Raw genomic sequence first — 25,297 nt, 5'->3', positions numbered from 1 at the left:
GCCCCCTTCGTGAGTTGGGGGCTTTTTTATGTCTCTTTGTTTTTGGTGGCTTAGTTTATTCGCGTAGGTCTTCAACAATTGTCACGGGAAGTGTCATCTCTTCACCTTTACGTAAGATGAGCACATCGACAACGGTACCTGGGCGCAAGTCAGTGACAATTTCCATCACACTCTTGCGACCATTAATTTTTTTACCGCCAATTTTTAGAATAATGTCCCGCTCTTTAAAACCAGCCGTTTCCGCAGGGCCATTGGGGTCAATGCCCAACACAACTATGCCGCCAATATGTTCACTGCCAAGTAAGCGAGATGTTACTGGCGTAATATCTTGCCCATCAATACCGATATAGCCGCGAATCACGCGTCCATCAGCAATGATTTTTTCCATAATGGTATTGGCTAATTTGTAAGGAATCGCGAATGATATACCATCGGTTTTCATTTCAGTTGCTTGTTGAAACGAAGCCGTGTTAATACCTACGAGCTCTCCTTGAGTGTTGACCAAAGCTCCACCGGAATTGCCTTCATTAATGGCCGCATCAGTTTGGATGAAAGCTTGACGTCCATCGGTACTGACTGATGAACGTTCAGTGGCAGAAATGATACCAAAAGTAGTGGTTTGTCCAAGGTTGTATGGATTGCCAATGGCCAGTACCACATCGCCAACTTTCACCGAGTAATTGGGATTTTGTGGAATAACGGGAAGGTTCGTTCCTTCGATTCGCAAAATTGCGATATCCGTGCGTCGATCTTTGCCTACTAATTGCGCGGCTGCGAGACGGCCATCTTGTAAGGCCGCTACGATTTGGTCGGCTTGGGCTACTACGTGATAGTTAGTAATGATGTACCCTTTCTCGCTCACAATCACACCAGAACCTAACCCTTGAATCGACAGTTTACTGCGATCGCTTTCGGTGTATTTTTGGTTGTAAATATTGACTACAGCAGGTGCGGCGCGGCGAACGGCTTGGTTAAACGAAATTTGCAAAGAGAGCGCATTGGGAGACTCTTCGGCCGCGATTTGCGGGAGAACATTTGAACGTAGCGAGGGAACCGCTAGTAAAATAACAACAGCAGCGAGAAGCCCAAGCCCCACTGAACGAAGTAAAAAGTTAAGCATATCTTCCCCAAACAAAACCCGCTATATACTCAGCTTATTTTACACCTGAGCTTGAGAGAGGAAGAATAGCACTACATGATTGAATAAGAAAAGGGCAGCATTCAAATGCTGCCCTGATCGCTCCACAAGCGATTCTCACTAATTAGCGAATAACCAAGTAAATGGTTCTATCACCTCGTTGGATATTCAGCGCAAGTATGCTCGGCTTTTTCTCCAAAATTTCGCGTAATTGTGCGAGGTTTTTCACTCGTTGGCGGTTAACACCAATGATGATGTCCTCTTTTTGTAGTTGATACGCTTCTGCCGCTGACCCTTTCTCTATAGCAGTCACTTTAACGCCAGCGATTGGGTCTTGATCCGTCGTATTGGTCAGTGCCGCACCAGTCAACCCCGAGTGCAGTTGCTCTGCTTTGGTTGTGGTGTTGTTTTCACTCAAGGTTACGTCGAAGGTCTTGCTTTTACCATCGCGGATTACATCGATTGTGATTTTTTTACCTGCACCTAATGTTGCCACTTTGGCTCTTAATTCATTGAAGGTAGAAACGTTTTTTCCATTAATAGCTGTGATGACATCACCCGCTTTGATCCCTGCTTTATCGGCGGCGCTATCTTTGATAACTTGGCTAACAAACGCCCCTTTACTTGACTCATAGCCTAGCGCTTCAGCCAGTTCAGAGGTTATTTCACCCCCTTGAACGCCGAGCACGCCACGTTTTACCTCACCAAATTCTAAGATCTGTTCGGTCAAGTTTTTCATCATATTTGATGGTATTGCAAAACCTATCCCAACGTTGCCACCATTCGGCCCAAGAATCGCGGTATTAATCCCAATCAATTCACCATTGAGATTGACTAAGGCACCACCAGAGTTGCCACTGTTAATCGCGGCATCGGTCTGAATAAAGTTCTCAAAGTTTTCAAGATTAAGTCCACTTCGTCCTAGCGCAGAAACAATGCCGGAAGTCACCGTTTGACCAAGACCAAACGGGTTCCCGATCGCGACAGTGAAATCACCTACACGCAGTTTGTCTGAATCTGCGATACGAATTTGGGTTAAATTTTTTGCTTTTTTGAGTTTGATCAGCGCGACATCGGACATTTTATCGCCACCGACGAGCTCCGCATCGTATTCTCGGCCGTCGTATAGTTTGACGCGAATCTTATCAGCGCCATCGATGACGTGATAATTAGTCACAACATAACCTTTGTCTGCGTCAGTAATGACACCAGAGCCTAATGCTCTAAATGGCCGCTCTTGCGATTGGTCGATTGGGAAGTCAGGACCAAAGAAAAATCGAAACTGCTCGGGTAAACGTTGATGGGAGACTTGAGTTCCCTCAACTGAGATACTCACAACCGCTGGTGTCACTTGCTCTAGCATCGGTGCTAAGCTCGGCAGTGGCTCACCACTGACAGAAAAGGGTAGCGCTGCCATTGCGGGTAGTGGGGTGATGATTGAACTTAAACTTAACGATAGAGCGGTTAAAAGAAGTAAAGGTTTTTTCATCATAAGCTCCTTTGGAATAACTGTGTTCGAAGTTTAATATTTGTACGAAAGACAAAACTTCAACACTCTCGTGAGGTTTATGACTCAAAAACCTTTATAAAGTTCATGAATTCAGATTAAACGGCTTTCACCTTAACCACGTCTGCAGAATGAATGATCTCTTTTTTGGGGGTATTAAAAAGCCCTGTTGCGCCATTGGCATAATCTTTCGGTGGCTGTTCCAAAATGTCATCGTTGCTTTTATCTGTATCATTATGCAGAGCGATTTTTTTGATAAATGGGTTATCTTGCTCTGGCATATTCGGCAGAATTTCGGACGATGTTTTGGCCATGTGTTGATACAGTTTTGTATAATCTTTACCTAGTGTATCGAGTATTTCTGCCGCTTGAGCAAAATGATCCGACAATTCTTGGCGTTGTTGTTCCAAACTAAATTTCGCGTTATCTAATTCTTTTTGTAGAGACTTTTGGTTTTTATATTGAGGCGTAGTCAATCGTGAAATGACCATTCCCAACACGGCCCCTACTAGCAAGCCTACAATGGCATATATCCAAGGCATAACAGCTCCTTATTGTTGTTATTTAACATGTTTTTTACCTGTTGGTTACACACGTCGCTTGGACATGTTACTATGACTGCTCTAGCCAATAAAGCGAAATACACGAAATAGCAGTTTCCATTTTCTTTAGTGCAGTAGGCGGTCATGACACCAAAACAGCGATATGAACACGATGTAAAAAAACTCGGTTTTCAACGAGACTCTGCTCAAGAAAGCGCCGTCGATGCGCTGGATTTACTCTACCATCAGTTTCAGGATTATCTTAACCAACCAGTTAAGCCCTCCGCGGTTTGGACCAAATGGTTTGGCCGCCAACCTAAACAGCCTAACTTACCTAAAGGGCTCTATTTTTGGGGCGGTGTCGGGCGAGGAAAAACCTATCTAATGGATACGTTTTTTGAAGCTCTGCCAACCACTCGCAAAATGCGAGTGCATTTCCACCGTTTTATGTATCGAGTTCATGATGAGCTGAAGGCGCTGGCTGGAGTTGAAGAGCCCTTAGAAAAGGTTGCCGATATTTTAAAGTCTGAAACGGAAATTATCTGTTTTGATGAATTTTTTGTATCAGATATTACCGATGCGATGATTTTGGGTACCTTGTTTCAAGCACTGTTTAAGCGCGGTATTATCTTAGTGGCGACATCGAACATTCCACCGCACGACTTATACCGCAACGGCTTGCAGCGAGCACGCTTTCTCCCTGCAATTGCTTTGATTGAATCACACTGTCATGTGTTGAACGTCGATAGTGGCATTGATTATCGCTTAAGAACATTAGAGCAAGCGGAAATTTACCACTATCCATTGGATGAAGCAGCAAGCCACAATTTACAACATTACTATCGGCAATTGGTTGGTGACGAGAAAAAAGAAGCACGCAGTGAGATTGAAATCAACCATCGCACCCTCCCTGTTGTAAAGGCTAGTGATGGTATTTTACATGCGACATTTGAACAGTTATGCCAAACGGCAAGAAGCCAAAACGATTACATTGAGTTGTCCAAAATTTACCATACAGTACTGCTGGCTGATGTGAAGCAAATGGATCGCGCCATCGATGATGCAGCGCGGCGTTTTATTGCGTTGATTGATGAATTTTATGAACGACATGTAAAAGTAATTATCTCCGCCGAAGTGGCGCTGGACGATCTGTATCTGCATGGGCAACTGGAGTTTGAATTCAAACGTTGTCAGTCGCGGTTAATTGAAATGCAAAGTCATGAGTATTTATCAAGGGAACATCTGGCCTAGCTCAATCCGAACACTTTTAAAGCAAAATAAAAAATTCGTGATTTTGTTCAAAAAGAGGTGATTTTTTCTACTGACTTCCCTATAATCCTGCGACCCACCGTTACTGCAGGCCTGTTTCTGTGAAACGAGAGGCCGAGAGAAACCAAACGCTCGAAGGGGCAACTTTGGACTCTTAGACAGTGGGGGCATTTTAATGCTCCTTTTAGTGTAAATTTTATTTAACGGGTTATTATTAGCATGAAAACTTTCGTTGCTAAACCAGAAACTGTAAAACGCGACTGGTATATCGTAGACGCTGAGGGTAAAACTCTAGGTCGTCTAGCAAGTGAAATTGCATCTCGCCTACGTGGCAAACATAAAGCTGAATACACTCCTCACGTAGACACTGGTGATTACATCATCGTTGTAAACGCTGAGAAAGTTACTGTAACTGGTAACAAAGCAGCAGCTAAAACTTACTACCGTCACACTGAATTTCCAGGCGGCTTAAAATCAATCACTTTCGACAAGCTGATTATTCGTAAGCCAGAGATGGTTATTGAGCTAGCGGTTAAAGGTATGCTACCACGTGGTCCTCTAGGCCGTGCTATGTACCGTAAGCTGAAAGTTTACGCTGGCGCTGAGCACAACCATGCTGCTCAACAACCAAAAGTACTAGACATCTAATTGGGGATTTCGAAAATGGCAGAGAATCAATACTACGGCACTGGCCGTCGCAAAAGCTCAGCTGCACGCGTTTTTATTAAACCAGGCAGCGGCAACATTGTAATCAACAAGCGTAGCCTTGATGTTTACTTTGGTCGTCCAACTTCTCGCATGGTTGTTAAACAACCTCTTGAGCTAGTTGAACTAACTGAGAAACTAGATCTATACATCACTGTTAAAGGTGGTGGTATTTCTGGTCAAGCTGGTGCTATCCGTCACGGTATCACTCGCGCTCTAATGGAATACGACGAATCACTACGTCCTGTTCTACGTGCAGCTGGCTACGTTACTCGCGACGCTCGTTGCGTTGAACGTAAGAAAGTTGGTCTGCGTAAAGCACGTCGTAAACCACAATTCTCTAAGCGTTAATCTTTTTTCAAAAGATTCGCTTCCAGTGTTACTGGATTGTGGTTCAAAAGCCCGGTATTTATACCGGGCTTTTTGTTTTTTGGTGTTAGCAAACACTCATTTTTTTAATCACATCATTTGGTTGTTGCTCTTTAATCTTCCTTTTGTGACCTCACGTGCGATTTACTTCACGAATGTTACGAAAAGGTAGCTTTATCTTGTCAAAAAGTAGGGTTTTATTTATGATTTGCCATCAAATAAATACAACTAGATTCGTATTTTGTTAGCCATGCTCTTGATAAGCGGAATAATAATAATCCACAGGGAGCAAATGGGAGAATGTTTGGATGAGCAATGCGCCTTTAAATAACGGTCGCAGACGTTTCTTAACCGCGACAACAGCCGTTGTCGGAGGGTTAGGAGCCGCTGCTGTCGCCGTTCCTTTTATTAAATCTTGGAACCCAAGTGCCAAAGCCAAAGCGGCTGGAGCCCCCGTTGAAGTTGAAATCGGTAAACTTGAAGAGGGGCAAATGGTTCGTGTTGAGTGGCGAGGAAAACCTGTTTGGGTTGTTCGTCGTTCTCAATCAGTGGTCGATGGGCTAAAAGATATCGAAAACCAACTTCGAGATCCTCAATCGGATGAGCAGCAGCAGCCTAATTATGCGCAAAATGCTTATCGATCGATTAAACCTGAATATTTCGTTGCTGTGGGTATTTGTACTCACCTTGGCTGTTCACCTACTTATTTGCCTGATTCTTTTAGTGAACAAGTTCAAGGGGTTAAATCTGGTTTTTTCTGTCCTTGCCATGGTTCGAAATTTGATATGGCGGGTCGAGTTTTTCAAGGTGTTCCGGCACCACTAAACTTGGTTATCCCTCAATATATGTATCTTAGCGATACTCGTATTGTCATAGGATTAGATGAGACCGGGGAGGCTGCATAATGCAAGTTTTACTTGATTGGGTAGAAAAGCGTTTACCTGCAATGAACGCTTACAAAAAACACCTATCTGAATATCCAATGCCGAAAAACTTTAACTTTTGGTATTTGTTTGGATCGTTAGCCATGTTGGTTCTTGTTAACCAACTGCTCACTGGCGTGTGGCTAACCATGAACTATGTGCCATCAGGTGAAGGGGCTTTTGCATCTGTTGAATACATAATGCGTGATGTTGAGTATGGTTGGTTACTGCGCTATATGCACTCCACTGGCGCTTCAGCTTTCTTTGTGGTGATTTATCTACATATGTTCCGTGGCTTAATTTACGGCTCCTATCAGAAGCCTCGTGAGCTGCTATGGCTATTTGGCATGCTGATCTTCTTAGTGTTGATGGCCGAAGCCTTTATGGGATACTTGCTACCATGGGGACAAATGTCCTATTGGGGAGCGCAAGTTATTATCTCTTTGTTCGGTGCAATCCCCGTTATCGGCGATGATTTAACTCTATGGATACGTGGTGACTACGTTATTTCAGGTGCCACTCTGAACCGTTTCTTTGCACTGCATGTGATTGCTTTACCTATTGTTTTATTGTTGCTAATTGTTCTCCATATATTAGCACTGCATGAAGTCGGCTCTAATAACCCTGACGGTATCGAAACCAAAGTACCAAAAGGGTCGATGGGCGATGATTATAAAACGCAGTTTAAATTTCACGACTACTACACCAAGAAATACGACATCATTGATTCGATTCCATTCCATCCTTACGGGACAGTGAAAGATCTTATTGGTGTAGCCGGTTTCTTAATCCTGTTCTGTTATGTGTTGTTCTTTAACCCAGAGATGGGGGGCTACTTCCTTGAGCCGCCTAACTTTGAAGCGGCAAACCCACTAAAAACGCCAGCACACATCGCACCTGTTTGGTATTTCACGCCTTTCTATGCAATTTTACGTGCTGTTCCTGATAAGTTAATTGGTGTGGCTGCGATGGGTGCATCGATTGTGGTGTTGTTCTTATTGCCATGGCTGGATCGTTGTAAGGTTCGTTCTTACCGTTATCGTAGTAAGTTCCACTTAATCAATATTATTCAGTTCACTATCTGCTTTATTGCGTTAGGTGTTTTAGGTGCGTTACCTGCGACAGCCACTTACACAATGCTTGCACGTATATTTAGCGTTGGTTACTTCATGTTCTTTGTTTTGTTGTTCTTCTACAGCAAAAATGAAGCAACGAAACCATTACCAGAGAGGGTGACATTTAAATGAAAAAGTGGATTGTAATTTTGTTTGCAATGCTGCCATCTCTTGCTTTGGCAGCTGGCGCAAATGTACATTTAGATAAAGCAAATAATGATTTAACAGATCAAGCATCACTGCAGCATGGTGCAAAGCTATTCATGAACTACTGTTTTGGTTGCCACTCAACTCAGTACCAGCGTTATGAGCGTGTAGCGAATGATTTGAATATTCCCTCGGATTTGATGAAAGAGAATTTGATCTTTGATCCGAATGCCAAAATTGGTCAACTGATGGAGAATGCGATTCCAGATAAGTCGGCAGCGAAATGGTTTGGTGCACCGCCACCAGATTTAACGCTTGTGGCTCGTGTTCGAGGAACAGATTGGTTGTATACTTACCTTCGCTCATTTTATGCCGATCCTAGCCGGCCCTTTGGCGTAAACAACATCGTATTCCCAAGTGTCGGTATGCCCCATGTGCTTGAAGAGCTACAAGGGATCCCACAACCAGTTTATGGTACTCATCTTGTCAATGGCGAGGAAGTCAAGGCTGTTATTGGTGCCGAGTCTGATGGAACGGGTGAGCTGAGCCAAAGTGAGTATGATCAAGCGGTCCGTGACATTGTTAACTTCCTTGAATATTCAGCAGAACCAGTCAAGCTTGAACGTCAAACTTTAGGTTGGTGGGTAATGGCATTCCTTGTGCTATTTACTATCGTGGTCGTTCTATTGAAGAAAGAATATTGGCGTGATGTGCATTAATTGTGCTACCATGCGGCGTTAATTTCTAATTTTTAGAATCTTCAATGGAGGCTTGGCCTCCATTGTTTTTATATCTGTAAGTGTGCTGGAGGGCTCCATGGCTGTAGCTGCCAATAAACGTTCTGTGATGACGCTATTTTCGAGTGCATCTGATATGTATAGTCATCAGGTACGTATTGTTCTAGCGGAAAAAGGTGTCAGTGTTGAAGTAGAATTAGTTGATGAAACCAATCTGCCAGCTGACCTTATTGAGCTAAACCCATATAAGACAGTACCAACGTTAGTTGATCGTGAGCTTGCTCTTTATGACTCAAAGATCATCATGGAATACCTAGATGAGCGTTTCCCTCATCCACCGCTGATGCCTGTTTATCCTGTGGCTCGTGGTAATAGCCGTTTGATGATTTACCGTATTGAGAAAAACTGGTACTCACTGGCTGAGAAAGTCGTGAAGGGTAATGCGGAAGAGTCAGAAGCAGCTCGTAATAAATTACGCAATGATCTGCTTACTCTTGGTCCTGTGTTCGCGGAATACGAATATTTCATGAGTGAAGAGTTTAGCCTCATTGACTGTTATTTAGCTCCATTACTATGGCGCTTACCTATTTTGGGTATTGATCTGATTGGTCCTGGCTCTAAAGAGCTTAAAGTATATATGAATCGTGTTTTTGAGCGTGATTCATTCTTGGCTTCTTTAACAGAAGCTGAACGTGAGATGCGTTTAGTTCGTTAAGGCAGTTTGATGGATATCTCTCAAATGACTCCTCGCCGACCTTATATGCTTAGAGCATTTTATGATTGGCTATTAGAAAATGAATTGACTCCTCATGTTGTTGTGGATGCCACTCTTACGGGTGTACGAGTGCCGATGGAGTTTGTGCAAGATGGACAAATTATCCTTAATCTTGCCCCAAGAGCGATAGGTAACCTTGAGCTTGGCAATGAAGCGATTACGTTCAATGCTCGCTTTGGTGGACGTCCTCATTCGGTCATAGTGCCTTTGTACGCAGTGCAAGCTATCTATGCACGTGAAAACGGTGCAGGTACTATGTTTGAACCTGAAGAGGCCTATATCCCTTATCTAGAAGCGGGCATAACAGAGGAATCTGAACAAGAGCCGATGTTAAGCGTTGCTTCTCAAGAAGATGAGGAATTATTAGAGACTCGAGCACAAGAAACCTCTCGGCCGAAGGGAAAACCAAGCCTAAGAGTTATTAAGTAACTCATTTTCACACATTAAGCAGTCATGATCGAAAAAGCAGCGATATTCGCTGCTTTTTTTCTAAAAAAAAAACAAAGGATAACCGAGGTTATTCGCTGTATTGAAATGCCTTAATCACCTGTTTTACGCCTGATATGTTTCGAGCAATATCACTGGCTAGATTAGCCTGTTCCGCCGAGACATAGCCAAGTAAAAATACTTCTCTATTTTCTGTGATTACTTTGATTTTGATTGTGTTCAGTTCAGAATTGGCCAACAGCGCTGATTTTACTTTAGTCGTAATCCAACTGTCGTTACTGATTTCGCCAATTGATAAAGGCGCTTTTATTCTGACTTGATTATGAATGGTTTTGACCCCTTTTGTCTCACGTGCTTTATTTTCAAACTCATTGAGTAATCCGGAGTTTTCAGCTTGTCCCATCAACACGACAATCCCTTGATAAGAACTGGCCGTAATGCGAGTTTTTCCGTTAAAGGGGGCTTTATTGGCGATACCTGCTACTTCAAATTCGATGTTATTATCATTCCAAATTTCTTGAGTGGTTCGAGGGTCTGTTACTAGGCTCGCTGTTGTTGCCGCGCCAGCAAGGATAACTCCTGCACAACCTGATACAGCAAAGCTCAACAGTAGAATGAGTGAAAGTTTTAATCTATTCATTGTCTATTCTTCATGAGAAGGGAAAAGGACTTGATCAATCAAGTCACATAAGCAGTGTAGGGTGACCATATGAACTTCATGGATTCGAGCCGTCCGCTGCGAGGGGATGCGGATCTCCACATCATTTTCACCTAGAAGACCAGCCATTTCTCCACCGTCTTTGCCTGTGAGAGCGATAATCGTCATATCACGAGTCACAGCCGCTTCCATCGCTTTAATGATGTTTTTGCTGTTACCACTGGTTGAAATAGCCAACAAAACATCACCAGGTTGACCAAATGCACGTACCTGTTTAGAGAATATTTCTTGGTAGTGATAGTCGTTAGCAACTGCGGTTAACGTGGTATTGTCTGCGGTTAATGCAATCGCGGGTAAACTCGGACGTTCAGTTTCAAAACGGTTCAGTAAGCAAGAAGAAAAAAGCTGGGCATTGGCCGAAGAGCCACCATTACCGCAACAGAGAATTTTATGACCGTTAAGTAGCGTTGCCACCATGGCTTGTGCAGCATGCGTGATCGCATGGGGTAGTGCTTCAGCAGCCGCAATTTGAATTTGGATGCTTTCGGTAAAACTGTCTTTAATGCTGTCGAGCATCGTTTATCCTTGAGTTATTGCGTTTTTAATCCACTCAATGTGGTGCACATCTTGGTGGATGGCGATCACATCGAAACGAAAATCGGTGTCATAGGGCGATAGGCCATGTTTCAGTAGCCATAAATTCGCGGTTTTCATCAACTTTGCCATTTTTGCGGTAGTAACCATTTCTGCGGCATGCCCATGACATTGGTTTTTTCTGTATTTAACCTCTACGAACACTAAGGTGTTTTTATCTCGCATAATGAGGTCGATTTCACCGACTTTGGTATTGAAGTTTTGTTCAATAAAAGCCAAACCACAACCTAATAAATAGTGTTTGGCTGCGGTTTCATACTGTTGACCAACTGCGCGGCGACTAAAGAGCGCCATGCACCGCCCAACTGATCTCTCTCTGTACCACGCATTGCTCATCAATACTTAATGTGCCTGTTTTGCCATCGATACTATACCCCTCGACGACCTTCATTTGTGGCAACTCAATCATTAACTGATAAGCATCCATACCTAATGCTTGTAAGCGTCGCTCGCTATTGGAGTTCTTTGGCCACAATTGGTTCATTTCATTATCCAGCATTGAATTGGGATGAATGAGTAATGGAATATCGCTATAAGTTACACCAGAGAGGTCTTCATACTGTGTGTTACCACTGTTACTACGAGAGTTTGAGAACAGTTTAGGTGGCTTAGTGTCAGGGTTAATTGCGACCTCGATAAAGGGTTTAATTAAAGTCAATTCTGCGCTGTTAGCCACGATATAAACCGAATCGATATCACGACGACTGCGGGGCAGGCTTTGCAAATCAATACCCATCAACGCATCCATTTGCGCGATATTTTGTTGGCTATCTTGCAGACCAAATACTGAGTTAATGTTGCGTTGCAATTGACGCTTATCACCAAATAGGTTCACCGATACTTTATTCTTGCTGTATTTTTGCCATTCTGCGTTAAACGCTTCTACTACACGCTGGCCGTAATTACCTTGAGGAGCGAGTATTAAAGGGTACTGATAGCCTTGGCTAAACAGATACTTAGCGGCTTGTTCAACCTCTTGCTCTGGCGAAAGTGCAAGATAGCAAGTGTTAGGATGATCTTCAATTTGGTCTGGAATATTCAACGCCAGCGTAGGGATAGAAGCTAAGCGTGCTTGTTGAAGCTTATGTAGATTCTCGATGTTCTCTTTGATGAGTGGCCCAACAATGAAATCAATGTTTTTTTCAATCAGTTGCTTGTCTATGAGCGCGGCGTCTTCGGCATTGGTATCAATCACAGTCAAGGTAGCATTGAGGTCACGGTTACGGTCATTCATCATCGCCATGATAAAGCCATCACGGATCAGTTGAGCTTGCGTGGCAAACTTTCCGGAAAGAGGAAGTAACAACGCGGTGTTAGTGGGCTTGATGATCTCCAGCGCTAGAATATCTTGTATCGCTTTAGGCGTATAACGAGCCGCTGGGTGATTGCTGTTTTCCGCGAGCCATTTTTCGAGCGTATTCTTCAACTGCGGAATATTACTATTGAGCGTTTTCATATATACAGCCAGTTGTAGCCAGCCATCGAGCACGTTTTCGTTAGGCTCTGGATTTAATTGGGTAATTTCACGTTCGCTATAGTGATTGAAATTGAGCCAAATTTGATCGGCAATCGCTTCTTGCTCGGCATCATCAACGTAAGTGCTTAATGCAATAAGCTCCCTACTTGAATCAAAAGGGCGGCTGAGCGCGGTAAAAATATCGGCGCGCATTTGATGGTATTGAGCCCATGTTTCAGGGCTTAGCTTCCACCAAGCCTGAAAATTAAGCTGAGAGAGCGCTTGTGAAAACTGTTCCGCATTACTCAACAACTGCGCCTTAGCCATTTGCCATTCAGCTTGTTGCGCTTCTGAGAGCGACTGTTTGGCTAAGCGCATAATCAACAGTTGTGCTTGTTCGCTGTTGTTTTCGTTAATTGCGGCTTTAAGAGCCATGATCAACCAATCATTTTGCAGTGAACCTTGGCTACTATCTGCTTGCATCAAGTAAGTTTGCGCTGACTTGGTGGGATCTTGCGTAATATCGACTGAGGTGGGCGTCGACGGTGAAGACGAACACGCCGCCAAAGCCATTGCTAATGCAACGGGCGTGAATAAGCGTGGTACACTGAGTCTCGGATGGTTCTTCATAGCCATGAGTTCTTTCGTTATTCCGTGTAAAATTGTCTCTATATTAATCGTTGAAGTGATGGTAAACAAATGACAGATAGCAAAACCTTGCCAGCAGAGATCCCAACTCTCTACATTGTTCCTACGCCAATTGGCAATTTGGGTGATATTACCCAGCGAGCCATTGAAGTACTCTCAAGTGTTGATGTTATCGCTGCGGAAGATACACGCCATACTGGCAGACTTCTCGCTCACTTCAATATCCAGACTAAAACCTTTGCCTTGCATGATCACAACGAACAGCAAAAAGCACAAGTGTTAGTCGATAAATTATTATCAGGGCAATCTATTGCGTTGGTTTCTGATGCAGGAACGCCACTGATCAGTGATCCAGGGTACCATCTTGTCAATCAATGTCGTCAAGCTGGTGTGAGAGTTGTGCCACTTCCGGGCGCTTGTGCTGTGATTACTGCGCTCAGTGCATCAGGCTTGCCTTCTGATCGTTTCAGTTTTGAAGGTTTTTTGCCGCCGAAAAGCAAAGGGCGTAAAGATAAATTCCTAGAGATCGCTAAGGCTGAACGCACCTGTATTTTTTATGAGTCACCACACCGAATTAGCGAATCACTGCAAGATATGTTAGCTATCTTAGGGCCAGATCGTAACGTGGTGCTAGCCCGCGAGCTCACCAAAACCTTCGAGACGATTCAAGGTTTGCCGTTAGGCGAACTGATTAATTGGATTAATGAAGATGAGAACCGCAAGCGTGGTGAAATGGTGTTACTGATCCATGGTTACAGAGAAAGCGTGGACGATAGCTTGCCAGACGAAGCGTTGCGCAGTTTAGCGATTTTGACAAAAGAGCTGCCTCTGAAAAAAGCGGCCGCATTGGCGGCTGAAATTTATAACCTTAAGAAAAATGCCCTTTATAAGTGGGGGCTTGAAAACCTATCTGCTTAATTAGCCAGCGGCATCTTGATGTTTTAAATCGATGGATAATTAAACGCTTAAGCGTGAATTAAACACAGAAGTTGTTTGAGCCTAGACAGTACCTATCTTTCTCTATACAATCCGCCCTCGGAGTTGACTGGGTAGTCGCTGCTTCATTGATGTCCTTTAGCCTTGTGCTGGGGAGACTGATGGAGGGGAGGAAAGTCCGGGCTCCATAGAGCAGGGTGCCAGGTAACGCCTGGGGGGCGAAAGCCTACGACAAGTGCAGCAGAGAGAAGACCGCCGATGGCCCAATTTCTTCGGAATGGGCACAGGTAAGGGTGAAAGGGTGCGGTAAGAGCGCACCGTGCGTCTGGCAACAGTTCGTAGCAAGGTAAACTCCACCCGGAGCAAGACCAAATAGGCTTCCACATTGCGTTGCTCGCGTAAGGAAGCGGGTAGGTTGCTTGAGCCAGTGAGTGATTGCTGGCCTAGACGAATGGCTACTGCCGCGCAAGCGGAACAGAACCCGGCTTATACGTCAACTCCACCTATTGCAGACCCATCATAACTCTTGCGGTTATGATGGGTTTTTTGCTTTTTATTGACGAAAATTATTTCGTAAGCACTAAACTTAGCGCAATATCACGTGATGCCAACGTCAAGTGGTAGCGATGCGGCGTTAAATCAGTAAACTGAATACTTGCGCCGTAGCCGATTGCTATATTTCAGCTTTAGCCCGATGAGAAAACGATGACTGAACCTTTTCAACACATTTCTGTACTACTGAATGAATCCATTGATGGCCTTGCTATCAAACCAGACGGTATTTATATCGACGGCACGTTTGGCCGTGGTGGTCATAGTCGTACAATTCTCTCTAAGTTGGGTGACCATGGTCGTCTGTACAGCATAGATCGCGATCCACAAGCGATTGCTGAAGCTGGAAAAATTAACGACCCGCGTTTTACTATCATTCATGGCCCATTTTCTGGCATGGCACAATACGCTGAGCGCTACGATCTGGTCGGAAAAGTGGATGGAGTACTACTTGATTTAGGCGTTTCCTCGCCACAGTTGGACGATGCCGAGCGCGGTTTTAGCTTCATGAAAGATGGCCCGCTTGATATGCGTATGGACCCGACGTCAGGGCTCCCTGTCTCGCAGTGGCTTGCGCAAGCCGATTTGGACGACATTACTTGGGTGATTCGTGAATTTGGTGAAGACAAGCACGCGCGCCGTATTGCCAAAGCGATTGTCGCTTACCGTGAAGACGATGAAAAAGAGCCTCTGACGCGAACCAGTCAATTGGCTAAACTGATTTCAGAAGCTGCGCCGAAAAGCTTTAAAGAGAAAAAGCACCCGGCTACGCGCTCATTTCAAGCATTTCGTATCTATATCAATAGTGAATTAGAAGAGATCGACACTGCATTAAAAGGCGCAGCTAAGATCTTAGCCCCACAAGGGCGTTTATCGGTGATCAGTTTCCATTCGCTTGAAGATCGCATGGTCAAACGCTTTATTCGTAAAGAGAGTAAAGGCCCAGAGGTTCCACATGGTTTGCCGTTAACAGAAATACAAATTCAGGCATTGGGCTCAGCCAACTTAAAACCAGTTGGGAAAGCGATTATGCCAACTAAAGAAGAAGTGGAACTCAATCCCCGCTCACGCAGCTCAGTATTACGAGTTGCTGAAAAACTGTAGTCCATGTCTAAGTCGCCGCCTAACTTAACCAAACTGATTGCACTTGACCTGTTTACGGTGGGTCGAGTGCCGCTTATTTTGTTAATGTTAATTTTTGCCAGTGCGATGGGAGTGGTGTTTATTACCCACCATTCTAGGCAGGCGATTTCAGAAAAAGATCAAACCTTAGTTGAGCGCGAGCGGCTCGATAATGAATGGCGTAACCTCATTCTTGAGGAAACGGCCCTCGCAGAACATAGCCGCGTGCAGAATCTTGCCAAACAAGAGCTGGAAATGAAGCGACCTGATTCTGATAAAGAAGTGGTGATTACGCTCAAATGAAAAAAAACAAAGACAAAGCCCAAGCGGCACCTCGTCAAGAAAAAGCGACATCTCCTATTTTGATCCGTTGGCGATTCTATCTCATCCTCTTTTTTGTATTCGTTGCTTTCGCTTTATTGGTTGGGCGCGTTGCTTTCATCCAAATTATCGAACCGGATAATTTGATCCGCGAAGGGGATATGCGCTCTGTCCGAGCCAAAACCTTGCCATCGGCACGCGGAATCATTTCAGATCGTAATGGTGAACCTCTCGCAGTCAGTGTTCCTGTCGATGCAGTATGGGCTGATCCTGTAGCTATTTTTAAAGCCGGCGGCTTAGTTGAACGTGAACGCTGGTACGCACTGGCTGATGTGTTAGGCATTAAGCGCAGTGAGCTGCTGAAAAAAATTGAAGAGAACCAAACCCGCCGTTTTATCTATTTGCAGCGTCAAGTTAGCCCTGCAATGGCCAATTATATTCGCGAACTTAAATTAGCGGGTGTGGGGCTCAAGGCCGAATCTCGCCGTTACTATCCAGCCGGTGAGGCGAGTGCGCACTTAATTGGTGTGACGGGCATCGATGGCCACGGTTTAGAAGGGGTTGAGCGCAGCTATGATAAATGGCTGACGGGGGAAGCTGGCAAACAGGTGATCCGCAAAGATCGGTATGGCCGAGTGGTGGAAAATATCTCGCTTGAAGAGCGTGAAGAGGGCAAGCCACTGGCGTTGACCATTGACCAACGTTTGCAAGCGATCGCCTTTCGTGCGGTCAAGCAAGCTGTGGCGGACTATCGTGCTACTTCGGCATCGGCCATTTTGCTCGACGTGAAAACGGGTGCAGTATTAGCGATGGTTAACGCCCCCTCATACAACCCCAATAACCGTTCCGATTGGCAAAGTTTTAAAATGCGTAACCGCGTGATCACGGACGCCTTTGAACCGGGCTCAACTGTCAAACCTTTTGTAGTATTGGCCGCGCTTGAAAATGGCGTTGCGAATGACAAAACGGTGATTGATACAGGGAATGGCATCATGCAAATCGGCGGCAGTCGAGTGCGTGATACCTCAAAAGTCGGCAAAGCCGATTTAACCTTAATTCTGAAAAAATCGAGTAACATCGGAGTGGCTAAGCTGGCGCTTGAAATGCCTCTCGAAGCTCTATTAGGTATGTATACCTCTGTAGGGCTTGGTGAAATGTCCGGTTTAAACCTCGTCGGTGAGACTTTGGGTATTTTCCCGAATCGCCGCCGTTGGTCACCGTTTGAAATTGCCACCTTGGCATTTGGCTATGGTTTGTCAATTACCCCCATTCAGTTGGCTCATGCTTATGCCACTTTAGGCAATTTAGGTCAGTACCAACCAATCCATATTATTGACAGCAACCAGCAAGATTTATCACGCCAAGTGGTTGATAAAACTAATGCTAAGAAAGTGTTGGAAATGTTAGAAACCGTTACCCAACCCGGTGGCACAGCAACTCAAGCCGCGGTTCCGGGCTATCGTATTGCGGCCAAGTCAGGCACTTCGCGCAAAGCGATTGCCGGCGGTTATGGTGATGAATATTTTGCTTACACGGCAGGAGTGGCTCCAGTGAGCGACCCTCGAGTCTCGTTAGTGGTGATGGTGAATGAACCTCAAGGTGACTTATATTATGGCGGTTCCGTTGCCGGCCCTGTCTTTGCCGAAATAATGAAAGGAGCGTTGCAGATCCTCAATGTTGCTCCTGATGAAAATCGATTCCAAAAATAATTAAGAGAGAAGCACAATGACGCCGAGTATGTGTTTACAAGATCTCATCGCCCCTTGGCTTGACCTCGATGGCCATTCTATTTCAACGTTGCCGGTGACTCGTTTAGTGCTCGATAGCCGTAAAATATCACCCAATGATACCTTTATTGCAGTGGTCGGCCATACCATCGACGGAAGGCAGTTTATTGATAGCGCCACTCAAGCTGGGGCGAATCTGGTATTGGCTCAAGCGTGTGAGCAGTATCTGCATGGTAGTATGGCTACCGTCAATGGCGTGTTAGTGATTTACCTTGCTGATCTAAACCAACATCTATCTCAACTGGCATCGCGGCTTTACCGCTCGAAGACCAGTACGTTGATTGGGGTTACGGGAACCAACGGTAAAACCACCATTACTCAATTAATCGCGCAGTGGATTGACTTGTTAGGCGAGAAAGCGGCGGTGCTGGGTACGACGGGGAATGGTTTTCTCAACCATTTACAGCCTGCCGCCAATACCACAGGTAATGCCATTGAGGTCCAAGAAACACTCTATCAATTAGCGCAGCAGGGCGCTCGCTATACTGCGCTGGAAGTCTCTTCGCACGGATTAGTTCAAGGGCGAGTTCAAGCATTGAAGTTCGCTGTGGGCGTGTTTTCTAACTTAAGCCGCGATCATCTCGATTATCATGGCACCATGGAAGAGTACGCCAAAGCAAAGTTCTCCTTATTTACCGCTCATCACTGCCAACACGCTGTCATTAATGCCGACGATGCGGTGGGTGCGAGTTGGTTAGCACAGCTGAAAGCACCGATTGCCGTCTCTTTAAAGCAGCAACCGCAATGCGCTAAAGCGCTGTGGGCGAGCTCGGTCTCTTACAGTGATAATGGTATTTCATTAACCTTCGACGGCTACTATGGTCAAGGTGAATTGAGCGTGCCGTTGATTGGCGAATTTAACGCCAGCAATCTTCTACTCGCTTTTGCCACTATGCTGACTTTAGGTTTTGATAAACAAGCCTTGATGACAACGGCTTCTCAACTGCAGCCAGTCTTAGGGCGAATGGAGCTCTTTCAAGCGCCAAATCGTGCGAAGATCGTCGTCGATTATGCACACACGCCTGATGCTTTGGAAAAAGCACTATTAGCACTTCGCGTTCATTGCCAAGGTCAGCTATGGGCGATTTTTGGTTGTGGTGGCGACCGTGATAAAGGCAAACGCCCGATGATGGCCGAAATTGCAGAGCGCTGCGCCGATAAGGTCATTTTGACCGACGATAACCCTCGTAGCGAAAAACCGGCAGACATTGTGCAAGATATGGTGGCAGGGCTTGAGTTTGCAAGTCACGCACACGTTGAACACAATCGTTACGCTGCCGTGCAATACGCCCTGCAACATGCTGATCAGCAAGACATCATTTTATTGGCAGGCAAAGGGCATGAAGATTATCAAGTGATGGCCCATCAAACTATTCACTATTCGGATCGCGAAACGGCGCAAACCTTACTGGAGATAAGTGCATGATAGAAGTCTCTTTACAGCAATTGACGCACGTTTTGCATGCACAATTGGTTGGTTGTGATGTCACCGTGTCCGAGGTCTCGACCGACACACGTCAAATCAAACCCGGTGCGCTCTTTATTGCCTTGGTCGGGGATAAATTTGATGCTCATGAGTTTGCTGTACAAGCGGTTGCGTCTGGTGCAAAGGCGTTATTGGTTCAGCGCCCTTTGGCGGTTTCGGTTCCTCAACTGGTGGTTACCGACACCAAACTGGCGTTAGGCCAGCTTGGCGCTTGGGTTCACCAACAGTGTCAAACACCGACCGCTGCGATTACAGGCAGTTGCGGTAAAACCACAGTCAAAGAGATGGTGGCAAATATTTTATCAGCCAAAGGCCGCGTGCTCTTTACTGCTGGCAATTTTAATAATGATATCGGCGTGCCGCTCACTCTGCTTCGCTCTGGTCCTAATGATGCGTATGCGGTGATTGAGTTAGGGGCGAACCATATTGGTGAAATTGCTTATACCACCTCTTTAGTGAAGCCGGATGTCGCATTGGTGAACAATGTTGCCGCGGCGCATCTGGAAGGTTTTGGCTCAATTGAGGGCGTAAAACAGGCGAAAGGTGAAATTTATCAAGGCCTTGCTTCAGGTGCGACAGCCATTATTAATTTAGAAAGCCACGGTGGTGAGCGGTGGAGCGCTATTTTAGCGGACAAAACCGTTAAAACCTTTTCCAGCCGTCAAATTGCAGATTTTTACGCCCGTGGTATTAGGCTTAATGAACAAGGTGAAGCCCAGTTTGAAATGATCACACCCGTCGGTCATATTGATATTGGGCTCAATATTGTGGGTGAACATAACGTTTCTAATGCGTTGGCGGCGGCGGCATTAGCCATTGAGTTGGGGGCGAATCTTGAAGAGGTGCAGTACGGACTTGCGCATCTAGCTCAGGTGAAAGGGCGTGTTGATGTCACCCAATTGAGCACGACTGTGAAACTGATTGATGACAGTTACAATGCCAGTGTTCCAGCGATGAAAGCGGCGGTTGATCTACTTAACACTTTCTCTGCAAGGCGTTGGTTAATTTTAGGTAATATGGCTGAGTTGGGCGATGAAAGCCTTGCACTTCATCGTCAAGTCGGTGAACATGCTGCACCATTCCAGTTTGACTATGTCCTTACTTACGGTCGCGATGCAAAAGTGATCAGTGACCTATGCCATGGCCTCCATTTTGAAAGCCATGCGGACATGATTGCTTATATCGAGCAGCAATTATCACAATTCGATCAAGAGTCTCATACCTTACTTGTCAAAGGTGCAAACAGTGCGGGTATGAGTAAAATTGTGGCTGCTCTTAAGGAGAAATACTCATGATTATTTGGCTCGCGGATCTACTCCAGCCATACTTCTCTTTTTTTCGTCTGTTCGAATATCTTTCATTTCGGGCCATCGTCAGTATTTTAACCGCACTTGCTCTGTCGTTATGGATGGGGCCGCGCTTGATTAAACGTTTGCAACTACTGCAAATTGGTCAAGTAGTGCGTAACGACGGTCCAGAATCACATTTTAGTAAGCGCGGTACGCCAACCATGGGCGGAGTGATGATCCTCGCCTCTATCATTATTACCGTACTGCTGTGGACTGATCTCTCAAACCCTTACGTGTGGGCTGTACTCGCGGTGCTGCTTGGTTATGGCGTAGTCGGTTTTGTGGATGATTATCGCAAAGTGGTGCGTAAAAACAGTGATGGATTGATCGCGCGCTGGAAATACTTTTGGCAGTCGGCCATTGCGTTGATAGTGGCGTTTGCTCTCTATGCACATGGCAACGATACCGCAGCTACTCAGCTTGTGGTGCCTTTCTTTAAAGATGTGATGCCGCAACTGGGCTTGCTCTACATTGTGCTGACCTATTTTGTCATCGTCGGAACCAGTAACGCGGTGAATTTAACCGATGGTCTGGATGGTTTAGCCATCATGCCGACTGTTTTGGTTGCTGCTGGTTTTGCTGTGATTGCATGGGCAACTGGGAACGTCAATTTCGCCAGTTATCTGCATATTCCTTATGTTCCTTATGCCTCAGAGTTGGTGGTGGTGTGTACTGCAATTGTGGGGGCCGGTTTAGGTTTTCTGTGGTTCAACACTTATCCTGCGCAAGTCTTTATGGGCGATGTGGGTTCACTCGCTCTAGGCGGTGCACTCGGTACAATTGCGGTGTTGGTTCGTCAAGAGTTTGTGTTAGTGATCATGGGCGGCGTGTTTGTGATGGAAACCTTGTCGGTGATTTTACAAGTCGGTTCCTACAAATTGCGTGGTCAACGCATTTTCCGGATGGCCCCTATCCATCACCACTATGAATTGAAAGGTTGGCCAGAACCACGCGTGATCGTCCGTTTTTGGATTATCTCAATTGTGTTGGTGTTAGTGGGTTTGGCTACACTAAAAGTGCGCTAGTGATAGAGCAAAACGGTGTTGAATGGAATGAAGATGGATCGTTGGCAAACTGTTAATAATGTGGTGGTCGTGGGGCTAGGTATGACGGGCCTCTCGGTGGTTAACTACCTTTTGAGCTTAGATCGCTCGCTCACGATTAAGGTGATCGACACGCGGGAAAACCCGCCAGGTCGAGAGCATTTAAGCTCGCAAGTTGAGCTACATTGTGGCGGCTGGAACAAAGCTTGGTTATTTGACGCTGACCTGATTGTTACTAATCCGGGCATTGCTTTAGCTACGCCAGAGATTCAACAGGCGTTAGCACAACATATTCCCGTGGTGGGCGATATTGAGCTCTTTGCTTGGCAGGTGGATAAGCCTGTTATCGCTATCACAGGAGCCAACGGCAAGAGCACAGTGACGGATTTAACCGGAGTACTTGCTAAAGCTGCTGGGGTTAAGGTTGCCGTTGGCGGCAATATTGGTGTGCCTGCTTTAGATCTACTTCAGCAAGAGGCCGATCTTTATGTGCTGGAGCTCTCAAGCTTCCAGCTAGAAACGACCTCAAGTTTAAAACTCGTCTCTGCTGCCTTTCTCAATCTGACTGAAGATCATATGGATCGCTACGATGGTATGGAATCGTATCGCCAAGCTAAATTGCGCATTTTTAAGTATGCGCAAGCGGCGGTCGTGAACGCCGATGATAGCCAGACAGAACCTCCCTCATTTTCAGGTCACATCGCACGTTTTTCCGTTGAACATGACGCGGACTATTGCACTCAAATGATTGATGGCAAATCGTTCTTAGTGGCGAAAGGCACGCCATTGTTGGCAAGCGAGGAACTCAGCTTAGTGGGACGACACAATAGTGCTAACGTGCTCACTGTGCTCGCACTGCTCGATTTAGCGGGTGTTGATTACTCATCTGCGCTTGATGCATTGAAATCTTACCGCGGGCTGACACATCGTTGTCAGGTTGTTGCTGATAATCACGGCGTAAAATGGGTCAATGACTCGAAAGCGACCAATGTCGCAAGCACTCAAGCGGCGTTGTCGGGGTTAAATTGCCAAGGGACTTTGTATCTGCTTGTGGGGGGCGTCGGCAAGGGCGCTGATTTCTCGCCATTAGCACCGATACTAAAAACATTGAACGTAAAACTGTGCTGTTTTGGCGTTGACGGTGGGCAATTCATGCCACTGCATCCATCGGCTCAGTTCTATTCATCGATGGAAGAGATTATCGTATCGATCAAACCGCAGCTGCGTCGTGGTGATATGGTGATGCTTTCGCCTGCTTGTGCCAGTTTTGATCAGTTTAAAAACTTTATGGCCAGAGGTGACGCCTTTGCCGAGCTTGCGCAGCGTTACGCTTAATCAACAGGAAATTGCATTTTGTCCTTTTCAAGCCTCATCAAAATGACTCGTCAATGGTTTCAGAGCCAAGCGCCTGAAGCCTTGTTTGATCGTCAATTGGTATGGATTGCTTTAGGTTTGATGCTGACTGGGCTTGTGATGGTGACATCGGCTTCGTTTCCTATCAGTTCGCGTTTAACGGATCAACCGTTTCACTTTATGTTTCGTCACGCCATTTTCTTGATGCTGGCCATCGTGACATCGAGTGTGGTGTTGCAAGTGCCAATGAAACGTTGGATGCAATACAGCTCGGTGCTACTTGGCGTCTCTTTTATGCTGCTGATTGTGGTTTTGCTCGCGGGCAAATCGGTCAATGGTGCCTCGCGCTGGATCCCTTTGGGGTTATTTAACCTGCAACCTGCTGAGGTCGCGAAACTGTCACTGTTTATTTTCATGGCTGGTTACTTAGTTCGTAAACAAGATGAAGTGAGGCAAACCTTTTTTGGTGGTTTCATGAAACCGATTATGGTGTTTGGAACCTTGGCCATCTTGCTGCTTGGCCAGCCAGATTTGGGAACCGTGGTTGTGATGCTGGTGACTCTGTTTGGTATGCTGTTTATTGCTGGGGCCAAACTGTCACAATTTATTGCGCTCATGGTGGCTGGAATTGTTGCGGTAATCGCACTGATTGCGGCAGAGCCTTACCGTATTCGCCGTGTAACGTCATTTCTTGACCCGTGGGAAGACCCGTTTGGCAGCGGTTATCAATTGACTCAATCTTTGATGGCCTTTGGTCGTGGAGAGTGGTTTGGTCAAGGGCTTGGTAACTCGATTCAAAAGCTAGAGTACTTACCTGAAGCGCACACTGATTTCGTATTTGCAGTGCTGGCTGAAGAGCTCGGTTTTGTTGGCGTTGTACTGGTTCTACTGCTGATTTTTAGTCTGGTGCTTAAAGCGGTGTTTATCGGTAAAAAAGCCTTTGAGCATGATCAGCAATTTGGTGGCTATCTGGCCTTTGGTATTGGAATTTGGTTTGCATTCCAAACACTCGTCAATGTGGGTGCTGCTGCGGGTATGGTGCCGACTAAGGGCCTAACGCTGCCCTTGATCAGTTACGGCGGTTCAAGCTTAATTATTATGTCGGTTGCGGTGTCGATCTTATTGAGAATTGATCATGAATGTCGACTCAAAGATCGCAATCGAGTGTCTATAGAAAAAGAATCCAATGATAAACAATAAACGTTTAATGGTTATGGCTGGTGGCACGGGGGGACATGTTTTTCCCGGCCTAGCTGTGGCTAAACAGCTCCAACAACAAGGTTGGCAGATCCGCTGGCTAGGGACTGCGGATCGGATGGAAGCAGAATTAGTGCCTAAACATGGTATTGAGATCGACTTTATTCAGGTCAAAGGTTTACGTGGCCAAGGCATAGGGCGTTTGCTGAAAGCGCCTTTTCAAATTGTGAACGCGATTTTTCAAGCGCGTCGTTATTTGAAGCAGTGGCAACCTGATGCGGTGCTCGGCATGGGCGGATACGTCAGTGGCCCCGGTGGCGTGGCAGCGTGGTCTATGGGAATTCCCGTTGTGCTTCACGAGCAAAATGCCGTAGCAGGGTTAACCAACCGTTGGCTTTCGAAAATTGCCAAACGCGTATTTCAAGCCTTCCCCGGTGCCTTTACTGAGGCGCAAGTCGTAGGTAACCCTGTACGTCAAGATGTCGCTACATTACCCGCGCCGCAAGTACGCTTTGCTGAGCGAAATGAACCGATCCGCATTCTCGTGATGGGCGGCAGCCAAGGTGCGCAGATTCTCAACCGAACTTTGCCTGACGTACTAGCTGTGCTTGGCGATAATTACCAAGTTTGCCATCAAGCAGGCAAGAATAATCAACAGTCGGTTGAGCAAGCTTATCGCGCGCTTCAGATCAAAAATGCACACGTTACCGAGTTCATTGAGGATGTGGCTGGCGCTTATGCGTGGGCTGATTTACTGGTGTGCCGTTCGGGAGCATTAACGGTTTCCGAAGTGGCAGCGGCCGGTGTTGGCGCTATATTTATCCCTTTTATGCATAAAGACCGACAGCAAGCGCTTAACGCGGATCACTTAGTCGCTTGTGGTGCGGCCAAAATGATTGAACAGCCGCAGCTCACAGTAGAAAAACTAGCGCAAGAGATTGCTTCTCTTGAGCGTCATGATCTGCTGTTGATGGCGCAACAAGCGCGTGCAGCCGCACAACTGGATGCTGATAAAGTCGTTGCCGACGCTATCATCGCACTTACCCAATAACGAGAAATTT

At 45.8% G+C, this 25,297-nt stretch carries 25 protein-coding genes and 1 other RNA gene; 19 read left to right on the top strand and 7 right to left on the bottom strand.

Going from position 1 to position 25,297, the window contains the following annotated elements:
- Positions 1 to 55: 55 nt before the first annotated feature.
- The 3 genes from degS to zapG all read right to left on the bottom strand — a co-directional run bounded on the left by degS (position 56) and on the right by zapG (position 3,187).
- Positions 56 to 1,120 carry an outer membrane-stress sensor serine endopeptidase DegS gene (degS, locus tag AACT23_RS05370; RefSeq protein ID WP_026027274.1) on the bottom strand — a complete coding sequence of 355 codons (1,065 nt, stop codon included), beginning with the start codon at positions 1,118 to 1,120 and terminating at the stop codon, positions 56 to 58.
- 142 nt (positions 1,121 to 1,262) lie between these two features.
- Positions 1,263 to 2,627, bottom strand: a complete 1,365-nt coding sequence (locus tag AACT23_RS05365; RefSeq protein WP_026027948.1) for a Do family serine endopeptidase — start codon at positions 2,625 to 2,627, stop codon at positions 1,263 to 1,265.
- A gap of 116 nt (positions 2,628 to 2,743) precedes the next feature.
- The gene (gene zapG, locus AACT23_RS05360; protein WP_013856064.1) at positions 2,744 to 3,187 is read right to left on the bottom strand and encodes a Z-ring associated protein ZapG; all 444 of its coding nucleotides are present in this window, start codon (positions 3,185 to 3,187) and stop codon (positions 2,744 to 2,746) included.
- A gap of 144 nt (positions 3,188 to 3,331) precedes the next feature.
- Between zapG and zapE the strand changes: the two genes are divergently transcribed.
- The 8 genes from zapE to sspB all read left to right on the top strand — a co-directional run bounded on the left by zapE (position 3,332) and on the right by sspB (position 9,656).
- The gene (gene zapE, locus AACT23_RS05355; protein WP_094129870.1) at positions 3,332 to 4,438 is read left to right on the top strand and encodes a cell division protein ZapE; all 1,107 of its coding nucleotides are present in this window, start codon (positions 3,332 to 3,334) and stop codon (positions 4,436 to 4,438) included.
- Between the two features lie 237 nt (positions 4,439 to 4,675).
- Complete coding sequence (rplM, locus tag AACT23_RS05350) at positions 4,676 to 5,104, top strand: 50S ribosomal protein L13 (RefSeq protein WP_013856066.1); 429 nt, start codon at positions 4,676 to 4,678, stop codon at positions 5,102 to 5,104.
- 15 nt (positions 5,105 to 5,119) lie between these two features.
- Positions 5,120 to 5,512, top strand: coding sequence for a 30S ribosomal protein S9 (gene rpsI / locus AACT23_RS05345; protein WP_010318040.1), 393 nt, complete (start codon positions 5,120 to 5,122; stop codon positions 5,510 to 5,512).
- Positions 5,513 to 5,838: 326 nt separating this feature from the next.
- A complete protein-coding gene (gene petA / locus AACT23_RS05340) occupies positions 5,839 to 6,435 on the top strand; it encodes a ubiquinol-cytochrome c reductase iron-sulfur subunit (RefSeq protein WP_010318038.1) in 597 nt (198 codons plus the stop codon).
- Positions 6,435 to 7,700 carry a cytochrome b gene (locus AACT23_RS05335; protein WP_017046505.1) on the top strand — a complete coding sequence of 422 codons (1,266 nt, stop codon included), beginning with the start codon at positions 6,435 to 6,437 and terminating at the stop codon, positions 7,698 to 7,700. The genes petA and AACT23_RS05335 overlap by 1 nt, the downstream gene beginning before the upstream one ends.
- On the top strand, positions 7,697 to 8,434 hold the full coding sequence (locus tag AACT23_RS05330) for a cytochrome c1 (protein WP_017046506.1): 738 nt from the start codon (positions 7,697 to 7,699) through the stop codon (positions 8,432 to 8,434). Before AACT23_RS05335 ends, AACT23_RS05330 begins: the two co-directional genes overlap by 4 nt.
- A 97-nt stretch (positions 8,435 to 8,531) precedes the next feature.
- A complete protein-coding gene (gene sspA / locus AACT23_RS05325; protein WP_026027272.1) occupies positions 8,532 to 9,167 on the top strand; it encodes a stringent starvation protein SspA in 636 nt (211 codons plus the stop codon).
- Between the two features lie 9 nt (positions 9,168 to 9,176).
- Positions 9,177 to 9,656, top strand: coding sequence for a ClpXP protease specificity-enhancing factor (gene sspB, locus AACT23_RS05320; protein ID WP_026027949.1), 480 nt, complete (start codon positions 9,177 to 9,179; stop codon positions 9,654 to 9,656).
- An 88-nt stretch (positions 9,657 to 9,744) separates the two neighbouring features.
- Here sspB and AACT23_RS05315 read toward each other — a convergent pair whose 3' ends face one another.
- From AACT23_RS05315 to AACT23_RS05300, 4 genes are read right to left on the bottom strand one after another with little or no spacing between them, the layout of a single operon-like run.
- Complete coding sequence (locus AACT23_RS05315) at positions 9,745 to 10,314, bottom strand: BON domain-containing protein (RefSeq protein WP_017042658.1); 570 nt, start codon at positions 10,312 to 10,314, stop codon at positions 9,745 to 9,747.
- Between the two features lie 3 nt (positions 10,315 to 10,317).
- Positions 10,318 to 10,908 carry a phosphoheptose isomerase gene (locus AACT23_RS05310; RefSeq protein WP_010318025.1) on the bottom strand — a complete coding sequence of 197 codons (591 nt, stop codon included), beginning with the start codon at positions 10,906 to 10,908 and terminating at the stop codon, positions 10,318 to 10,320.
- Positions 10,909 to 10,911: 3 nt separating this feature from the next.
- A complete protein-coding gene (locus AACT23_RS05305; RefSeq protein ID WP_017046509.1) occupies positions 10,912 to 11,280 on the bottom strand; it encodes a YraN family protein in 369 nt (122 codons plus the stop codon).
- Complete coding sequence (locus AACT23_RS05300) at positions 11,267 to 13,072, bottom strand: penicillin-binding protein activator (RefSeq protein ID WP_029388462.1); 1,806 nt, start codon at positions 13,070 to 13,072, stop codon at positions 11,267 to 11,269. Before AACT23_RS05300 ends, AACT23_RS05305 begins: the two co-directional genes overlap by 14 nt.
- Before the next feature lie 69 nt (positions 13,073 to 13,141).
- Between AACT23_RS05300 and rsmI the strand changes: the two genes are divergently transcribed.
- The 11 genes from rsmI (at position 13,142) to murG (ending at position 25,287) form a co-directional block, all read left to right on the top strand.
- A complete protein-coding gene (gene rsmI / locus AACT23_RS05295; RefSeq protein ID WP_013856074.1) occupies positions 13,142 to 14,008 on the top strand; it encodes a 16S rRNA (cytidine(1402)-2'-O)-methyltransferase in 867 nt (288 codons plus the stop codon).
- Positions 14,009 to 14,127: 119 nt separating this feature from the next.
- An RNA gene (gene rnpB / locus AACT23_RS05290) (RNase P RNA component class A) lies at positions 14,128 to 14,531 on the top strand.
- Positions 14,532 to 14,731: 200 nt separating this feature from the next.
- The gene (rsmH, locus tag AACT23_RS05285; protein ID WP_047691553.1) at positions 14,732 to 15,682 is read left to right on the top strand and encodes a 16S rRNA (cytosine(1402)-N(4))-methyltransferase RsmH; all 951 of its coding nucleotides are present in this window, start codon (positions 14,732 to 14,734) and stop codon (positions 15,680 to 15,682) included.
- Between the two features lie 3 nt (positions 15,683 to 15,685).
- Positions 15,686 to 16,003, top strand: a complete 318-nt coding sequence (gene ftsL / locus AACT23_RS05280; RefSeq protein WP_010318013.1) for a cell division protein FtsL — start codon at positions 15,686 to 15,688, stop codon at positions 16,001 to 16,003.
- The gene (locus AACT23_RS05275) at positions 16,000 to 17,730 is read left to right on the top strand and encodes a peptidoglycan glycosyltransferase FtsI (RefSeq protein WP_013856076.1); all 1,731 of its coding nucleotides are present in this window, start codon (positions 16,000 to 16,002) and stop codon (positions 17,728 to 17,730) included. The genes ftsL and AACT23_RS05275 overlap by 4 nt, the downstream gene beginning before the upstream one ends.
- 16 nt (positions 17,731 to 17,746) lie before the next feature.
- Complete coding sequence (gene murE, locus AACT23_RS05270) at positions 17,747 to 19,234, top strand: UDP-N-acetylmuramoyl-L-alanyl-D-glutamate--2,6-diaminopimelate ligase (protein WP_094129867.1); 1,488 nt, start codon at positions 17,747 to 17,749, stop codon at positions 19,232 to 19,234.
- Positions 19,231 to 20,589, top strand: coding sequence for a UDP-N-acetylmuramoyl-tripeptide--D-alanyl-D-alanine ligase (locus tag AACT23_RS05265; RefSeq protein ID WP_094129865.1), 1,359 nt, complete (start codon positions 19,231 to 19,233; stop codon positions 20,587 to 20,589). Before murE ends, AACT23_RS05265 begins: the two co-directional genes overlap by 4 nt.
- A complete protein-coding gene (mraY, locus tag AACT23_RS05260) occupies positions 20,586 to 21,668 on the top strand; it encodes a phospho-N-acetylmuramoyl-pentapeptide-transferase (RefSeq protein WP_017046513.1) in 1,083 nt (360 codons plus the stop codon). The genes AACT23_RS05265 and mraY overlap by 4 nt, the downstream gene beginning before the upstream one ends.
- A 15-nt stretch (positions 21,669 to 21,683) precedes the next feature.
- Complete coding sequence (gene murD, locus AACT23_RS05255) at positions 21,684 to 23,021, top strand: UDP-N-acetylmuramoyl-L-alanine--D-glutamate ligase (RefSeq protein ID WP_094123834.1); 1,338 nt, start codon at positions 21,684 to 21,686, stop codon at positions 23,019 to 23,021.
- 42 nt (positions 23,022 to 23,063) lie between these two features.
- Positions 23,064 to 24,239, top strand: coding sequence for a cell division protein FtsW (gene ftsW, locus AACT23_RS05250; RefSeq protein WP_038148764.1), 1,176 nt, complete (start codon positions 23,064 to 23,066; stop codon positions 24,237 to 24,239).
- Positions 24,226 to 25,287 (top strand): undecaprenyldiphospho-muramoylpentapeptide beta-N-acetylglucosaminyltransferase, encoded by a 1,062-nt coding sequence (murG, locus tag AACT23_RS05245; protein ID WP_017050453.1) that lies wholly within the window; start codon positions 24,226 to 24,228, stop codon positions 25,285 to 25,287. Before ftsW ends, murG begins: the two co-directional genes overlap by 14 nt.
- Positions 25,288 to 25,297: the final 10 nt, after the last annotated feature.

This window comes from Vibrio sp. V09_P4A23P171 (genome assembly GCF_963875615.1).
GTDB lineage: Bacteria > Pseudomonadota > Gammaproteobacteria > Enterobacterales > Vibrionaceae > Vibrio > Vibrio anguillarum.
Note: the sequence above shows the minus strand (reverse complement) of the source record. Positions and strands in the feature narration are given on the sequence as shown.

Coding starts and splice junctions, on each gene's coding strand:
- degS (WP_026027274.1), bottom strand. CDS start 1,120: ATGCTTAACTTTTTACTTCGTTCAGTGGGGCTTGGGCTTCTCGCTGCT.
- AACT23_RS05365 (WP_026027948.1), bottom strand. CDS start 2,627: ATGAAAAAACCTTTACTTCTTTTAACCGCTCTATCGTTAAGTTTAAGT.
- zapG (WP_013856064.1), bottom strand. CDS start 3,187: ATGCCTTGGATATATGCCATTGTAGGCTTGCTAGTAGGGGCCGTGTTG.
- zapE (WP_094129870.1), top strand. CDS start 3,332: ATGACACCAAAACAGCGATATGAACACGATGTAAAAAAACTCGGTTTT.
- rplM (WP_013856066.1), top strand. CDS start 4,676: ATGAAAACTTTCGTTGCTAAACCAGAAACTGTAAAACGCGACTGGTAT.
- rpsI (WP_010318040.1), top strand. CDS start 5,120: ATGGCAGAGAATCAATACTACGGCACTGGCCGTCGCAAAAGCTCAGCT.
- petA (WP_010318038.1), top strand. CDS start 5,839: ATGAGCAATGCGCCTTTAAATAACGGTCGCAGACGTTTCTTAACCGCG.
- AACT23_RS05335 (WP_017046505.1), top strand. CDS start 6,435: ATGCAAGTTTTACTTGATTGGGTAGAAAAGCGTTTACCTGCAATGAAC.
- AACT23_RS05330 (WP_017046506.1), top strand. CDS start 7,697: ATGAAAAAGTGGATTGTAATTTTGTTTGCAATGCTGCCATCTCTTGCT.
- sspA (WP_026027272.1), top strand. CDS start 8,532: ATGGCTGTAGCTGCCAATAAACGTTCTGTGATGACGCTATTTTCGAGT.
- sspB (WP_026027949.1), top strand. CDS start 9,177: ATGGATATCTCTCAAATGACTCCTCGCCGACCTTATATGCTTAGAGCA.
- AACT23_RS05315 (WP_017042658.1), bottom strand. CDS start 10,314: ATGAATAGATTAAAACTTTCACTCATTCTACTGTTGAGCTTTGCTGTA.
- AACT23_RS05310 (WP_010318025.1), bottom strand. CDS start 10,908: ATGCTCGACAGCATTAAAGACAGTTTTACCGAAAGCATCCAAATTCAA.
- AACT23_RS05305 (WP_017046509.1), bottom strand. CDS start 11,280: ATGGCGCTCTTTAGTCGCCGCGCAGTTGGTCAACAGTATGAAACCGCA.
- AACT23_RS05300 (WP_029388462.1), bottom strand. CDS start 13,072: ATGAAGAACCATCCGAGACTCAGTGTACCACGCTTATTCACGCCCGTT.
- rsmI (WP_013856074.1), top strand. CDS start 13,142: ATGACAGATAGCAAAACCTTGCCAGCAGAGATCCCAACTCTCTACATT.
- rsmH (WP_047691553.1), top strand. CDS start 14,732: ATGACTGAACCTTTTCAACACATTTCTGTACTACTGAATGAATCCATT.
- ftsL (WP_010318013.1), top strand. CDS start 15,686: ATGTCTAAGTCGCCGCCTAACTTAACCAAACTGATTGCACTTGACCTG.
- AACT23_RS05275 (WP_013856076.1), top strand. CDS start 16,000: ATGAAAAAAAACAAAGACAAAGCCCAAGCGGCACCTCGTCAAGAAAAA.
- murE (WP_094129867.1), top strand. CDS start 17,747: ATGACGCCGAGTATGTGTTTACAAGATCTCATCGCCCCTTGGCTTGAC.
- AACT23_RS05265 (WP_094129865.1), top strand. CDS start 19,231: ATGATAGAAGTCTCTTTACAGCAATTGACGCACGTTTTGCATGCACAA.
- mraY (WP_017046513.1), top strand. CDS start 20,586: ATGATTATTTGGCTCGCGGATCTACTCCAGCCATACTTCTCTTTTTTT.
- ftsW (WP_038148764.1), top strand. CDS start 23,064: ATGACTCGTCAATGGTTTCAGAGCCAAGCGCCTGAAGCCTTGTTTGAT.
- murG (WP_017050453.1), top strand. CDS start 24,226: ATGATAAACAATAAACGTTTAATGGTTATGGCTGGTGGCACGGGGGGA.